The sequence below is a fragment of the Nocardioides sp. genome (genome assembly GCA_037045645.1).
Classification (GTDB): Bacteria; Actinomycetota; Actinomycetes; order Propionibacteriales; family Nocardioidaceae; genus Nocardioides.
Genome location: JBAOIH010000004.1, coordinates 538,486 through 552,060, shown reverse-complemented (window position 1 = coordinate 552,060; position 13,575 = coordinate 538,486). Strand labels below are relative to the sequence as shown.

General features: G+C 68.1%; 15 protein-coding genes and 2 pseudogenes. 4 read left to right on the top strand and 13 right to left on the bottom strand.

The window, feature by feature from the left end; genetic code table 11:
• The 8 genes and pseudogenes from V9G04_16085 to V9G04_16050 all read right to left on the bottom strand — a co-directional run bounded on the left by V9G04_16085 (nt 1) and on the right by V9G04_16050 (nt 5,575).
• A complete protein-coding gene (locus V9G04_16085) occupies nt 1-480 on the bottom strand; it encodes a hypothetical protein (protein MEI2714762.1) in 480 nt (159 codons plus the stop codon).
• Nucleotides 477-1,675, bottom strand: a pseudogene (glf, locus tag V9G04_16080) (UDP-galactopyranose mutase). Before glf ends, V9G04_16085 begins: the two are co-directional and overlap by 4 nt.
• A 21-nt stretch (nt 1,676-1,696) precedes the next feature.
• Nucleotides 1,697-2,251, bottom strand: a complete 555-nt coding sequence (locus V9G04_16075; GenBank protein ID MEI2714761.1) for a hypothetical protein — start codon at nt 2,249-2,251, stop codon at nt 1,697-1,699.
• Between the two features lie 167 nt (nt 2,252-2,418).
• Nucleotides 2,419-2,538: pseudogene (locus V9G04_16070) on the bottom strand (glycosyltransferase).
• Between the two features lie 53 nt (nt 2,539-2,591).
• Nucleotides 2,592-2,780, bottom strand: a complete 189-nt coding sequence (locus tag V9G04_16065; protein MEI2714760.1) for a hypothetical protein — start codon at nt 2,778-2,780, stop codon at nt 2,592-2,594.
• Nucleotides 2,749-3,519: a glycosyltransferase gene (locus V9G04_16060; protein ID MEI2714759.1), complete on the bottom strand. Its 771-nt coding sequence runs from the start codon at nt 3,517-3,519 to the stop codon at nt 2,749-2,751. The genes V9G04_16065 and V9G04_16060 overlap by 32 nt, the downstream gene beginning before the upstream one ends.
• Before the next feature lie 26 nt (nt 3,520-3,545).
• The gene (locus V9G04_16055) at nt 3,546-4,973 is read right to left on the bottom strand and encodes an LCP family protein (protein MEI2714758.1); all 1,428 of its coding nucleotides are present in this window, start codon (nt 4,971-4,973) and stop codon (nt 3,546-3,548) included.
• Nucleotides 4,974-5,074: 101 nt separating this feature from the next.
• Nucleotides 5,075-5,575, bottom strand: a complete 501-nt coding sequence (locus V9G04_16050; protein MEI2714757.1) for an acyl-CoA thioesterase — start codon at nt 5,573-5,575, stop codon at nt 5,075-5,077.
• Between the two features lie 25 nt (nt 5,576-5,600).
• Between V9G04_16050 and V9G04_16045 the strand changes: the two genes are divergently transcribed.
• Genes V9G04_16045 through V9G04_16035 form a run of 3 tightly spaced genes read left to right on the top strand, consistent with a single transcriptional unit; the run spans nt 5,601 to nt 8,401 of the window.
• Entirely contained in the window at nt 5,601-6,830 is a 1,230-nt protein-coding gene (locus V9G04_16045; GenBank protein MEI2714756.1) for an LCP family protein, read from the top strand.
• Nucleotides 6,831-6,854: 24 nt separating this feature from the next.
• On the top strand, nt 6,855-7,406 hold the full coding sequence (locus V9G04_16040) for an isochorismatase family protein (protein MEI2714755.1): 552 nt from the start codon (nt 6,855-6,857) through the stop codon (nt 7,404-7,406).
• On the top strand, nt 7,403-8,401 hold the full coding sequence (locus tag V9G04_16035; GenBank protein ID MEI2714754.1) for a PfkB family carbohydrate kinase: 999 nt from the start codon (nt 7,403-7,405) through the stop codon (nt 8,399-8,401). The genes V9G04_16040 and V9G04_16035 overlap by 4 nt, the downstream gene beginning before the upstream one ends.
• Before the next feature lie 20 nt (nt 8,402-8,421).
• On the opposite strand, the gene V9G04_16030 is transcribed toward V9G04_16035, so the two are convergent.
• Complete coding sequence (locus V9G04_16030; protein MEI2714753.1) at nt 8,422-9,582, bottom strand: class I tRNA ligase family protein; 1,161 nt, start codon at nt 9,580-9,582, stop codon at nt 8,422-8,424.
• A gap of 9 nt (nt 9,583-9,591) precedes the next feature.
• On the opposite strand from V9G04_16030, the gene V9G04_16025 reads away from it, so the two are divergent.
• Nucleotides 9,592-10,368, top strand: coding sequence for a ceramidase domain-containing protein (locus V9G04_16025; protein ID MEI2714752.1), 777 nt, complete (start codon nt 9,592-9,594; stop codon nt 10,366-10,368).
• On the opposite strand, the gene V9G04_16020 is transcribed toward V9G04_16025, so the two are convergent.
• From V9G04_16020 to V9G04_16005, 4 genes are read right to left on the bottom strand one after another with little or no spacing between them, the layout of a single operon-like run.
• Complete coding sequence (locus V9G04_16020) at nt 10,353-11,525, bottom strand: acyl-CoA dehydrogenase family protein (GenBank protein ID MEI2714751.1); 1,173 nt, start codon at nt 11,523-11,525, stop codon at nt 10,353-10,355. The genes V9G04_16025 and V9G04_16020 overlap by 16 nt on opposite strands.
• A 19-nt stretch (nt 11,526-11,544) precedes the next feature.
• The gene (gene purE, locus V9G04_16015; GenBank protein MEI2714750.1) at nt 11,545-12,042 is read right to left on the bottom strand and encodes a 5-(carboxyamino)imidazole ribonucleotide mutase; all 498 of its coding nucleotides are present in this window, start codon (nt 12,040-12,042) and stop codon (nt 11,545-11,547) included.
• A 4-nt stretch (nt 12,043-12,046) separates the two neighbouring features.
• Complete coding sequence (locus tag V9G04_16010; GenBank protein MEI2714749.1) at nt 12,047-13,213, bottom strand: 5-(carboxyamino)imidazole ribonucleotide synthase; 1,167 nt, start codon at nt 13,211-13,213, stop codon at nt 12,047-12,049.
• Nucleotides 13,214-13,240: 27 nt separating this feature from the next.
• A complete protein-coding gene (locus tag V9G04_16005; GenBank protein MEI2714748.1) occupies nt 13,241-13,495 on the bottom strand; it encodes a helix-turn-helix domain-containing protein in 255 nt (84 codons plus the stop codon).
• Between the last annotated feature and the right edge of the window lie 80 nt (nt 13,496-13,575).

Below are 13,575 nucleotides of genomic sequence, written 5' to 3'. Positions count from 1 at the left end.
TCACCAGAGGCTGAGGTCCGCCTCGAACGTCTCGGTTCCCTCGCCCTCGACGGCGAACGACTCGACGAGTTGGGAGTGCCCGCGCGCCATCGACTTGTTGATCGCGATCATGGTGCCCGAGCCGCTGACTCGCAGCGTGAGGCGTACGTCTGTCACCACCGTGTGACGGCGCCAATAGGAGGCCGGGAACGCGTTGAAGTAGGTGCCCAGCGAGATCATCTGGCCGGGCTGCACGCTCAGCGCGGTGCGCGAGAGGATCTGGTCGGGACGCAGTTTGCGCCCCGTGGAGGTCGACTGCCGGATCGCGGCGTTGTTGAGATCCTTGGCCGCCGTGTTGCCGCCGATTTCGTAGCGGTCGGCGTCGAGCTTGGCCTCCTCCAGGTCGGCATAGAGCGGGAACGTGCCCGGGTCCTTGTCGGTCGGGAAGATCTGCCGCTGCAGCAGCCGGCGTACGGTGCCGGGGTTTTGTACTTCGCTCATTCGTCCACTCCCCCACTCGTCAGCGGTTGCGCCGTCCTCGAAGTGCGGCTTGATCACGTTGTCGAACTTCGACAGCGCCGACCCGATGGCCATGTGCATGTCGAGGTACTTGTACGTGCCGAGGCGACCACCGAACAACACCATCGGTTCGGCCTTGGCCAGGTCGCGGTACTTCAACAACTTGGCCCGGTCGTCCGCGGTGTTGATCGGGTAGTACGGCTCGTCGTCCTCGGTCGCGAAGCGGCTGTACTCGTGCACGATCACGGTCTTGCCGGGCAGGTGCGTCTTGGCGCGCTCGGGGTGGAAGTGCTTGAACTCGATGATCCGGGTGAACGGCACGTCCTGGTCGTTGTAGTTGACCACGCCGGTGCCCTGGAAGTCGTCGACGTCCTCGACGCTCTCCTCCAGGTCGACGGTGCGCCAGGAGAGTCGGCCCTCGCAGTTGTCCGAAGTATTCGTCGACCGGGCCGGTGTAGACGATCGGGACCTTGCCCTTGTAGTCGTCGGCCACGTCGAAGAAGTCGGTGTCGAGTCGCACCTCGATGTTGGGGTGGTCGGCCATCCGCTGCAGCCACGCGGCGTACCCGTCGACCGGGAGGCCCTCGTAGGTGTCGCTGAACCAGCCGTTCTCGAACGTGTAGCGCACCGGCAGCCGCGTGATGATGTCGGCGCTGAGTTCGGTCGGGTCGGTCTGCCACTGCTTTGCGGTGTAGCCCTTGATGAACGCCTCATAGAGCGGGCGTCCGATCAGGGAGATCGCCTTCTCCTCGAGGTTGGTCGCGTCCTCGGTGGCGATCTCGGAGGACTGCTCGGCGATCAGCGCGCGCGCCTCGTCGGGGGTGTGGCTGTGTCCGAAGAACTGGTTGATCAGCCCGAGGTTCATCGGCAGCGAATACACCTGCCCCTGGTACTTGCCGAAGACGCGGTGCTTGTAGTCGGTGAAGGAGGTGAAGCGGTTGACGTACTCCCAGACGCGCTGGTTGGAGGTGTGGAACAGGTGCGCGCCATACTTGTGCACCTCGATGCCGGTCTCCGGGTTGCGCTCGGAGTAGGCGTTGCCGCCCAGGTGCGAGCGGCGTTCCAGGATGCGCACCTTGAGACCGAGTTCGTTGGCGGCCCGCTCGGCGATGGTGAGTCCGAAGAACCCGGACCCGACGATCAGCAGATCCGGCAGGCTGGAATTGGCGTCTGACAAGGCATTCTCCGACACAGTGAGTCAGTCTACGGATGGGGATGGCGGCGTCCGCATTCCACGCGCGGCGCGTACGGCACGAATCACGTTGCGTGCCTCACCCGGTCCACCGCGCACCGGGCTGAGTGCGACGACCCCGGCAGCGATCACGTACGGCTTGGCGCGGACCCCGGCGTTCTGGCCATAACGGAAGTGCACCGCGAACAGATTGCGATACATGTAGTAGCCCTTCCAGCCCGCTAGGTCGTGCTGCTGGTTGAAGTCGAGTTGGCGTACGAGCACCGCGTCGCGCACCGCAAGGATCCGATAGCCGGCGTTGCGGACCCGGATCGCGTAGTCGACGTCGTCGTAGAAGATGAAGAACGACGCGTCCGGCAGGCCGACCTGCGTCACCACGTCTCGACGCACCATGAAGCCCTCGAAGGCCACGTTCTCCAGCGCCACCGTCTCCGGCATCGCCGACCGGGTGCCGTACGTCGTCTCCACCATCGCGGTCTTGGGCTTGATGGCGCGCGGGTCGGCGAGGTCGAAGCGCAGGGCGGCCTTCTCCACCAGTGCGCCGGAGCGGTCCTCGCGCACGCACATAAGGGCCGGCTCGTCGTACGACCAGCAGCACCTCCAGGCAGTCCGGAGCGGGCACCACGTCGTCGTCCATCAGCCAGAAGCGGTCGTACGCCTGGCTCGTACGCGGTCCGCATGCCCACGTGGAAGCCACCGGCTCCGCCGGTGTTCTCGTCGAGGCGGATCACCTGCAGCGGCAGGTCATCGCGAGCGGCAAGCACGTCCGGGGTGTGGTCGGTGCTGGCGTTGTCGACCACCACGATCGTGTCGGCCGGCCTGGTCTGGGCGGCGAGCCCGTCGAGCATGCCGACGAGCAGGTCGGCGCGGTTGTAGGTGACCACGACCACCGCGACGCGGGTCACGACAGGAACCTCTCGTGTCCGCTGAAGTCGCCCTGCACACCGGCCATCATCGCGCGCAGACTCAGCCGAAGGCGGCCCAGGTCGGGGCGGGTGAACGTGTAGAACCACACGGTCTTCACCAGGAACGCCAACGCGAAGGGCCACCCTTTGTAATCACGCAGGTTCACCAGGTTGTTGCGCGCCATGCAGTAGTGCTTCAGGTCGCTGGGGCTGTGGTTGTAGGTGGTGCGACCACGCATCATCTTGGTGCCGAGTTCGCCCACGCTGGGGTGCAGCACCCGCGCGGTCGACCACCGTCGCGCAGCGTGCCCCGGATTCTTGCGCGCGCCAGAGGAACTCGACGTCGTCGCCCCAGATGAAGAACTCCTCACGTGGGAGTCCGATCCGGTCGACGAGTTCCTTGGTCACCAGTACGCCGTTGAAGGGGATCACCACGTCCTTGATGACGCCGCCGCTCGCAGCGGCGCGTACCTCGGCCAGACTGCGCACCGTCCGGGTGCCTCCGGGCAGCCGGATCGGAAACACCAGGCGGTCAGGATCTTCTTGATCCACCACGAGGGGACCCCAGAAGTCGTATCCGGGGGTGGCGAGCAGGCTGGTGAGGCAGTCCTCGTCCGGAAGCCCGTCGTCGTCCATCAGCCAGACGAGGTCGGCGCCCTCGTCCAGTGCCCAGGCCAGGCCGTCGTGGAAGCCTCCGGCACCACCCCGATTGGTGGGCAGACTGCGGTGCCGCAGGGGTACACCCGCCCTCGCGGAGTGCGTCTCCAGCCAGCCGCCGGTCCCGTCGGTCGAGGCGTTGTCGATCACCAAGATCGCATCGAGGCGACCCAGGCCGCGCAGTCGCTCGACCAGGCGCGAGAGCAAGGCGAGGCGATTGAACGTGACCACCACGGCGATGACGCGGGCGGACTCGGGTGCGGGCACGATGTCAGCCTAGGGCCAGCCTCTGGTCAGCAGCTCGCGGCAAGGTCGTCCGACTCGTTGGCGGCGTACCCGTCCTTGAGGGTTCCGACCGAACCACCGGTAACGGACTGCTGCTTCGCACGCTTCGACTTCCTGGAGACCGGCGCCTTCAGAGTGCCTTCTGCGCGCGCGATCGACTCCTTGACCTTGCGCTGGACCAACGCGATGTCGGGTTGCGCGGTGTTGATCATCGGGGGCACCAGGGAGAGTGTCGTGATCGGCTGGCCCTTGGCCTTGACGGCCAGCGCCATCAGCCGACCCACGTCCGAGCCCGGAACGCTGGTCGAGACCATCTCCGATGACGCGTTGGCGATGGCCTGGAAGTTGGTCAGGGCCGACTGCGGACTGACCTGGTTGAGCATCGCCGACATCACGCACTTCTGCCGGGCCATCCGGCTGTAATCGTCAGAATCGTAGCGGGCTCGGGCGAACCACAACGTCTCCTGGCCGGTGAGCTTGCGGGTGCCGGGGTCGATGTAGTGGAAGTAGGAGTCGGTGGGCAGGCCGACGGGGATCGGCTGGCGTACGTTCAACTCCACCCCGCCGACCGCATCGACCAGTTCACGGAAACCGCCGAGGTTCACCATCGCCCAGTAGTTCATCTTGAGTCCGGTGATGCCCTCGACCGCCGACACGGTGGCGTCGACACCGGCGCGCTCGGAGTGCTTGAACAACGTCGTGTGGTCTTGTGCCCACGTCGAGACGCCGTTGAGGTACTGCCCCTCGAGGTTGAATCCTTCGGGGAACTGCTTGTCCATCACCGAGCCCGCTCGGAATGGGAAGTTCTGCATGTTGCGCGGCAGGCTGATCAGCACGGTGCGGCCGGTCTCGGCATCGATTGAGGCGACGGTCATCGAGTCGGGCCGCATCCCCCAGCGGTCGGCGCCGGAGTCGCCGCCCATGAGGAGCACGTTGTAGCGGCCGTGGTGGGCAGCACTCGAAGCGCCGTCACCGAACATCGTGATCAGGAAGTCGCGTTGGACGCCGACGACGTGGGCACCGAAGAGCATCACCGCGGCGGTGGTGAGACTCAGGAAGCCGTTGACCCCGACGATCGCCAGGCGCTGGCGCTGCTGCAGCGCGAGCGGCTGGCCCAGCCGCCACGCGTCCATGAAGAGCGCCACCCAGGCGATGGCGCCGACCATCAGCAGCAGGCGTACGAAGAGCAGCAGGCTGGTGTTGGCCAGCAGCGTGAAGCCGGTCTCGTGATCAGCCAGCGACATCACCGCTGCGATCAGGCCCAGCCCGACCACAGCGCCCCAGATTCGCAGGGCGACCCACCCGACCCGCCGGTTGCCGGCGATCATCTGCGCCGAGCCGGGCAGGAACAAGGTGAGCACCATCAGCGACATCGCACGGCGGAACCGTACGCGACTGGCGCGTTCGGCGACCGTGAGGGAAGGAGCGGTCGACACGATGCATGCCTCTCTTGGCTGGGGAAGGAGACGAGAGTGGGCTCCGCAAGTATCACCAGTCACACCCGTCACAGCCGCGATGACGCGCCGGACCGGTGCGATCAACTGCGCCCAGCGTCGATCTCGGTCTTGCGCGCCAGGCGGTTGGCCCGGCGGATCTCGGCCTCACGCTGGCGACGCGCGTCCTCATCTGACTCGATCAGCAATGCCGGCACACGACGCGACGCCCCGTGATCGTCGATTGCCACGAACACGAAATATGCCGACGCCACGTGCACCGGCTGATCCGCCGCATTGCCCCACGGCTGCGCCTCGACTCGTACGCCGATCTCCATCGACGAGCGGCCGGCCCAATTCACCTGCCCATAGGTGCGGACGATGTCGCCGACGTGGACGGGTTCGAGGAAGACCATCTCGTCCATCGCGGCGGTGACCGCCGGACCACCGCTGTGCCGATTGGCCACCGCGCCGGCCGTGGAGTCGGCCAACTTCATGATCTCGCCGCCGTGCAGGTTGCCGAGCAGGTTGGCCTGGGACGGATGGGTCATGTCCGCCAGGGACACGCGGGAGAACGAGACGGGCCGCGCTTCGGGTTCGGTCACCCTCGGCACGGTAGCGTTTCGGACCATGACAGACCGCCCTCGGGGATCCGGGTCCGGCGCCCCCGAGGAGGGCAGCGCGGAGTACGAGTGGCTCTATGGCGAGCGGCCCTCCGCGGCAGGCTCGGCCGGGGCCGACGACCGTACGCGAGCCATCCCGACGGCCCACGATCGAGCGCGGTCGATGCCACCGCCTCGTGACCGGGCGCCCGAGACGAAGGTGATGCCGACCGTGTCCCGAGGCGAACAGCGACCCTTCGCTCCCCCGCCCGCGCCACCTCGCGACAGCGCCCGGCCACCGCGAGCGCCACGTCGTCGACCGCGCCTGCGTTGGCTGGTGTGGCTGCTCGTGCTGTGGCTGGTGTTCTTGCTCGCGGTGCCGCTGTGGACGTGGTCGAAGATCGACTCCGTCGACGCGGCCCCATCCGGCGACCGGCCCGGCGACACGGCCGGAACCAACTATCTGATCATCGGCTCGGACAAGGCCGACGACCTCAGCCCGGCCCAGCGCAAGGCGCTGAAGACCGGTCCACGAGGTGGCACCAACACCGACACGATCATCGTGCTGCATACCGGGGCCGGCGACGACACGATGATGTCGATTCCCCGCGACACGCTCGCCGAGATCCCCGATCACGGGACCGGGATGATCAACTCGGCCTTTGCCCGCGGCGGCGCCCCGTTGCTGGTGGCCACGGTGGAGAAGTTGACCGGGCTGCACATCGATCATGCGGTCGAGCTTGGCTTCGGTTCGGTGATCAACACCGTCGATGCCCTTGGTGGCGTGGAGATCTGTCCCAAGATCGATATGAAAGACCCGATGGCGCGCCTCGACATCAAGAAGGGGTGCCAGGAGGTCGACGGGATGACCGCGTTGGCGTACTCGCGTTCGCGTCACGTCACCGCATTGAGTGACCTCGACCGAGTCGCGCGGCAGCGTGAGGTGATCGGGGCGCTCGGCGGCAAGGCCAAGTCGCCGATGACGTTCGTCAACCCGTGGCGCTACGTGCGGATCAACCAGGCTGCCGGTGACTCGATCCGGATCGACGACGAGATGGGGCCGTACGCCCTGGGGCGCTTCGCGCTGGCAATGGCCGGTGGCCGCAAGACCTGCACGCTGCCCAATCTGCCAGCACCCAGCGACCCCAACCGGCTCGTGATGGACGCCGAACGGGCCAAACCGCTGCTCACCGCGTTGCGGGAGGGGTCGTCGATCCCTGGGTCTAGTTGCACGCCGACGGGGCGCGCCCGCCAGTAGCCCTCTCGCTGCCACACTGCTCCCATGAGCGACCAGTTCGAGGACGCCTGGCTCCTCGTGATCGACCCGCAACACATCTTCGCCTCCCCCGACAGCGAGTGGGGGTCGCCGATGTTCGCCGACATCGTGGCGCCCGTACGCCGACTCGCGCAGCGATTCGCAGGTCGGGTGATCGTGACGCGGTGGGTGGCGCCCGACGAGCCGATGGGTTCGTGGGGGCCCTATCTGGTGGCCTGGCCGATGGCCGACGTTGCCTCGGACGACCCGAAGTTCGACATCGTGCCCGAGTTGGCCGAGCTCGACGCCCAGGTGTTCACCGCGACGACCTTCGGCAAGTGGGGTCCGGCGCTGGCAACGCTCACGGGAGCCACGCCGCGCCTGGTGGTGACCGGCGTGTCCACGGATTGCTGCGTCATCTCGACTGCCTTGGCCGCGGCGGACGCGGGCGCCACCTTGACCGTGGTGACCGATGCCTGCGCGGGTTCGACGCCGCAGAATCACCGGGCGGCGCTGGACGTGATGGCGCTCTATCCGCCACAGATCACCCTCGCGACCAGCGCGGAGGTGCTCGGGTGACCCGAGTCATCCACACCGGCCAGGCCCTGGTCGACGTCGTCCTCGAAGTGCCCGCGCTGCCGCGGCGCGGACAGAACGTGATGGCCACCTCCTCGACTCGCTATGCCGGAGGGTCGGTCAACGTGCTCGTGGCGGCAGCGCGGTTCGGTGCATCATGTGTGCTCGCGGGCGCGCACGGCACCGGACCCAATGGCGATCTGATCCGCTCGGCGCTGGCCGGCGAGGGGATCTCCGCCTCAGCCGCACCGATCGTGTCTCGCGACACCGCCGCCTGCCTGGTGCTGGTCGAGCCGTCGGCGGAGCGTACGTTCGTCACCGAGTTGGGGGCCGAGCGCGAGATCAGCGTGTCGTCGCTGTCCGCCTCGGCGCCGTCACCGGGCGATCTGGTGTGCGTCACGGGCTATTCGCTGGCCTTGCAATCGACCCGCGACCCGTTGCTGGCTTGGCTTGCGACCTTGGCTCCTGAAGTCGTCGTGGTGCTGGATCCGGGCGCGGCCTTCGCCGGCCTGCCTGCGCAGGTGCGGTCGACGATGTTGGGGCATACCGACATCTGGACCAGCAACGCCGAGGAGGCCGCCGACCTGCTGGCCGCACTCGGCGCTCCCCTGCCCGCCGACGCCGACACGATGGCCGATCCCGCGTCGGCGATCGCTCCGCTGTTGCGCGGCGACGCGATCACCCTCGTGCGCGACGGCCCGCTCGGCTGCGCGGTGACGGTGTCAGGACGTACGACCCTGGTGCCCGGCTTCCCACAAGAACCCGTGGACACCAACGGCGCGGGCGACACCCACACCGGCGCCTTGATGGCCGAGATCGCCGCCGGTCGCGACTGGGTCGAGGCGTGTCGACGGGCCAACGCCGCGGCGGCGATCAAGGTGACCCGGCGCGGCCCGGCCACGGCGCCGACGGGGGGCGAGGTGGCCGAGTTCTTGCGCGCCTCGGCTGGGGTTGAGCGGACCCCTGTCCGCTCAACCACCGGAGAACCGGGGGCTTAGCGGACAAATCGCGGGCTGAGCTACAACTTCAACAGGTCGAGGGCGGCGCGGGCGGCGGGGCCGCCGGACTCCTCTGCCACATCGAGAGCACGCGGCACGTCGAGGTCGGCCAGGAGTGCGGCGATCACCTCGTCGCGCCCCGCCTCCGAGCCGCGACGTCCCGCGGAGACCCGCAGACGCTCCAGCCGATCTGCGGCTTCGTCGAGCATCGAGACCTCATAGGTCCACGGCTCGGACCACCGGCGATCGAGCAGCAGCAGGCGTACGGCTGCCGCGCTGTGCTGGGCGAGCAGGTCGCGGACCAGGACCAGGTTGCCGGTGGACTTGGCCATCTTCGCCCCGTCCACACACACCGTCCCGACGTGCACCTGGCGCCGGGCGAACGGTGCGGCGCCGCTGAGCGCCTCTACCATCGCGGCCTGATAGGCATGGTGCGGGAACGCCAGGTCGGCGCCTCCGACGAGCACGTCGACTCCCGAGCCGAAGACGGTGGCGGCCATCGCGGCACATTCGACGTGCCAGGCCGGGCGGCCCCAACCCCACGGGCTCGGCCAGGCCGGATGGTCCTCGCCGGACGGGCGCCACAAGGCGACGTCCCACGGCGTGCGACGCCCTTCGATCTCGTCGCCGAATTCGCGCAGCGCCGCCAACGCCTGAGCCTCCTCCAGGCCACCGTGCGACAAGGAGGCGGGAGCGGTGAAGAACACCGTGCCACCGACTTCGTACGCCTGCCCGAGTCGCAGCAGCGCTTCGGTCAGTTGGATGACCTGGTTGACGTGGGTGTGGGCGCGTGGGGCGATATCCGGGCGTGCGATGGACAGATCGCGCATGTCCCGGTCGAAGAGGAACTCCTGGGTGACCGCGAACTCGTCGTAGTGCCTGCTGTGCCGCTCCGCCGCCTCGGTAAGCACGTCGTCGACATCGGTGACGTTGCGACAACTCACGGTCTTGAGGTCGACGGCACGTGCCAAGGTGAGCAGCAGATCAGCCCAGGCGAAGGTCGCCGCATGTCCCAGGTGGGTGACGTCGTAGGGCGTGATGCCGCAGGTGTAGACCCGCATGGTCCCCGCCAGGGGCAGCGGCTCACCGGCCAACACGAAGTCGGCGGGGCGTGGACCCAAGGTTCGGGACAACTCATAACGACCGCTGTTGCCGACCACTCCAGGACCTGCCACTGTCATGCTCTGATCATGCCCGACCACCGTCCACTGATCGCCGCGGGACTCACGGCGTCACTCTCGATCGGGCTGCTCGCGCTGGCGATGACGTACGGCTGGCTGGGCCCGGACGTCGGCCGGGGCGCCGTCTTCTGTGAAGCCGCCCGCGACGGCCTGATCAAGCAGCCCGCCAACACCCTGTCCAACGTCGGCTTCGTGCTCGCCGGGCTGCTGGCGGCCTGGCAGGCCGGACGCCCCGAGTTCCTGGGCACGCTGAGCCGGTCGCTCGCCACGGCGTACGCCTGCGTGGTGGTGCTGCTCGGTCCGGCCTCGGCCGCCATGCACGCCACCCAGAGCGCGTGGGGCGGACACCTCGACATGCTGAGCATGTACCTGGTGGCGGGATTCGCGGCCGCGTACGGCTGGGCTCGCTGGGCGCGTCGCGGCCCGACAGCGTTCGCGGCTGCTTTCGTCGTCTGTGTCGCCGCGTGCGAGGTGGCCGGGCTCTGGTCGCGGCCGATCCCGGTCGTGCAGTACGCCGGCAACCTGGCCTTCGCCGCCCTGCTGATCGCGGCCGTGGTCTTCGAGACGCTGTGCTGGCGGCGCGGGGCGACGCGGCGGCGCATGGCGTACGGCTTCGCGGCACTCGGCTCGATGCTCACGGCGTTCGCGATCTGGAACCTCGGCCAGCACGGCTGGTGTGACCCGCACTCCCTGATCCAGGCGCACGCGGTGTGGCACCTGCTGTGTGCCGTGGCGGCGTACTTCCTCTTCCGGCTCTACGCCAGCGAGCGTCAGATCTCCGACTGAATCCCAGCGAGCAGTTGGCGCGCCATCACGATGCGCTGCACCTGGTTGGTGCCTTCGTAGATCTGGGTGATCTTGGCATCCCGCATCATCCGCTCGACCGGGTAGTCGCGGGTGTAGCCATAGCCGCCGAGCACCTGGACCGCGTCGACGCTCACCTGCATGGCGGTGTCGGAGGCGAAGCACTTGGCCGCAGCACCGAAGAACGTCAGATCCTTGTCGCCACGCTCGGAGCGTCCCGCAGCGGCGTACGTCAACTGCCGTGCCGCCTCGACCTTCATGCCCATGTCGGCGAGCAGGAACTGAAGGCCCTGGAAGTCGGAGATCGACTTGCCGAACTGCTGACGCTCCTGGGCGTACGTGAGCGCGTAGTCCAGCGCGCCCTGAGCAACACCGACGGCTTGGGCCGCGATGGTGACGCGGGTGTGGTCGAGGGTCTTCATCGCGGTCGCGAACCCAGAGCCGACCTCGCCGATGATCCGGTCACCGGGGATCCGGACGTTGTCGAGGTAGACCTCCTTGGTCGGCGAGCCCTTGATGCCGAGCTTCTTCTCGGGCGCCCCGAACGAGACGCCGTCGTCGGATTTCTCGACCACGAACGCGCTGATGCCGCCGCGAGTCTTCTTCTCGGGGTCGGTCACCGCCATCACGGTGTAGTACTCCGACTCCCCCGCGTTGGTGATCCAGCGCTTCACGCCGTTGAGGACCCAGTCGTCGCCATCGCGTACGGCGGTGCACTTCATCCCGCCCGCGTCCGAGCCGGCGTCCGGCTCGGAGAGGCAGTACGAGAAACCGCCCTCGCCGGCAGCGAGCTTGGTGAGGTACTTCTTCTTGAGGTCTTCCGATCCCGCGATCTGCACGGGCAGCGAGCCGAGTTTGTTCACCGCCGGGATCAGCGAGGACGACACGCAGGCACGCGCGACCTCCTCGATCACCAGGCACGTGGCCAGAGCGTCCGCGCCGGCACCGCCGTACTCCTCGGGCACGTGCGGAGCATGGAAGTCGGCCGCCAACAGGGCAGCCGCGGCTTCGTGCGGGTAGCGCGCCTCTTCGTCCACCACGGCCGCGTAGGGGGCGACCTTGGCGTCGCACAGATCGCGAACGGCCTCCCGGATCGCCTGGTGTTCCTCGGACAGCGCATACATCGGGAAGTCACTCATGCTCGGATCCTACGGAACCTCACTCGCCGCGCACGACGCTGCCCTTGGCCTCCGCGGCCAGGCGCAGGTCGTCTTGGAACGAGACCATCCGGGCTCGCAGGTCCGCCTCGGCCGCGGCCAGGATGCGTACGGCCAGCAACCCGGCGTTGCGCGCATTGCCGATCGAGACGGTGGCCACGGGAACCCCTGCGGGCATCTGCACGATCGAGAGCAGGGAGTCCATCCCGTCGAGGTGCTTGAGCGGCACCGGCACCCCGATCACCGGCAGGGGTGTCACCGCGGCCAACATCCCCGGCAGGTGAGCAGCACCACCGGCGCCCGCGATGATCGCCCGCAGCCCGCGATCCGCGGCCTCGCGACCGTACGCCAGCATCCGGTCGGGCATCCGGTGCGCCGAGACGACGTCGGCTTCATAGGCGACCTCGAACTCCTCCAACGCTTCGGCAGCTGCCTGCATCACCGGCCAGTCCGAGTCCGAACCCATCACGATGCCGACCACGGGGTCAGTCGTCCTCATCTGCTCACTCACTCTCCTCGCCGAGTTCACCGGCGAACCAGGCGGCTGCATGACGCGCGCGCTCCAGACAGTCGTCGAGGTCGTCGCCGTACGCATTGACGTGCCCGACCTTGCGGCCCGGCCGCAGGTCCTTGCCATACAGGTGCACCCGCAGGCGGGGATCGCGCGCGAGCGCGTGCGGATAGCCGTCCCACAGGCTGCCGGTCTCCGCCTCGCCCCCCAGGATGTTGACCATCACCGTCCACGGCGCTCGTGCCGTCGGGGCACCGAGTGGCAGGTCCAAGACCGCTCGCAGGTGATTCTCGAACTGTGAGGTCACCGCGCCGTCCTGGGACCAGTGCCCGGTGTTGTGCGGGCGCATCGCCAACTCGTTGACCAGGATCCGGCCGTCACGGGTCTCGAAGAGTTCGACGGCCAGGATGCCGGTCACGCCCAGCGCACCGGCGATGTCGAGGGCGATCCGTTGCGCGCGGGCGGCCAGATCGGCATCGAGCGCAGGCGCCGGGGCGATCACTTCCCGGCAGATGCCGTCGATCTGGGTCGTCTGCACGACCGGGTAGGCAGCGGCCTGGCCGCTAGGCGCCCGCGCCACGAGAGCGGAGAGTTCGCGGGTGAAGTCGACGCGTTCCTCGGCAAGAAGGCGTACGCCCGTGCGTGCGGCGACCTCGAATGCCTCGGCGCAGTCGGCCGCCGTGGAGACGAACCACACGCCCTTGCCGTCGTACCCTCCGCGCGTGGTCTTCAGCACGCACGGCAGGCCGAACTCCTCGACCGCGGCAACGTCGGTGACGATCGCGTTGCGCGGGCAGGGCACGTCGAGTGCAGCCAGCCGTTCACGCATCAGCCCCTTGTCCTGGGCATAGACCAAAGCCTCAGGCCCGGGGCGTACGGCCAGCCCGTCCCCCTCGAGCGCATGGAGGTGTTCGGTCGGGACATGCTCATGGTCGAACGTCACCACGTCACAACCCCGGGTGATCGCGCGCAAGGACGCGAGATCGCGATAGTCGCCGACCTGGTGGTCGGGGATCACCTGCGCGGCGCTGACGCCCTCGGCCTCCGCGAGCAGGCGCAGCGGGAGTCCCATCGCGTTGGCCGGCGCGGCCATCATCCGGGCCAACTGACCGCCGCCGATGATCGCCAAGCGGGCAACGTTGCCTGAGGTGTCCGACACGCAGGCGATGCTAGCGAGAGCGCTGGGTCACTCCGCCGGGCGGCGGGGGTCGACCGGTTCGAAACACAGCCCGACGCCGCGATGGGTCGTGATCAGATGCGGGTCGCGCGGATTGTCGCCGATCTTGCGTCGCACCCAGCCCAGATGCACGTCGATGGTCTTGGAACTGGAGTAGAAGTCCGAATTCCACACCTCGGCCATCAAGGTCCGCCTCGTCACCACCGCCCCCGGGCGGCTGATCAACGCTTCGAGGAGATCGAACTCCTTGCGGGAGAACGCCACCTCCACATCATCAACCCACACGCGTCGGGCCACGGGATCAAGCCGGACGCTCTGGACGGAATGCATTCATCTAAACTAAG

Excerpts from the sequence above, each read along its gene's own strand:
- V9G04_16030 (MEI2714753.1), bottom strand. The coding sequence starts at position 9,582 with ATGACAGTGGCAGGTCCTGGAGTGGTCGGCAACAGCGGTCGTTATGAG.
- V9G04_16025 (MEI2714752.1), top strand. The coding sequence starts at position 9,592 with ATGCCCGACCACCGTCCACTGATCGCCGCGGGACTCACGGCGTCACTC.
- V9G04_16045 (MEI2714756.1), top strand. The coding sequence starts at position 5,601 with ATGACAGACCGCCCTCGGGGATCCGGGTCCGGCGCCCCCGAGGAGGGC.
- V9G04_16020 (MEI2714751.1), bottom strand. The coding sequence starts at position 11,525 with ATGAGTGACTTCCCGATGTATGCGCTGTCCGAGGAACACCAGGCGATC.
- V9G04_16085 (MEI2714762.1), bottom strand. The coding sequence starts at position 480 with ATGAGCGAAGTACAAAACCCCGGCACCGTACGCCGGCTGCTGCAGCGG.
- purE (MEI2714750.1), bottom strand. The coding sequence starts at position 12,042 with ATGAGGACGACTGACCCCGTGGTCGGCATCGTGATGGGTTCGGACTCG.
- V9G04_16040 (MEI2714755.1), top strand. The coding sequence starts at position 6,855 with ATGAGCGACCAGTTCGAGGACGCCTGGCTCCTCGTGATCGACCCGCAA.
- V9G04_16065 (MEI2714760.1), bottom strand. The coding sequence starts at position 2,780 with ATGGCGCGCAACAACCTGGTGAACCTGCGTGATTACAAAGGGTGGCCC.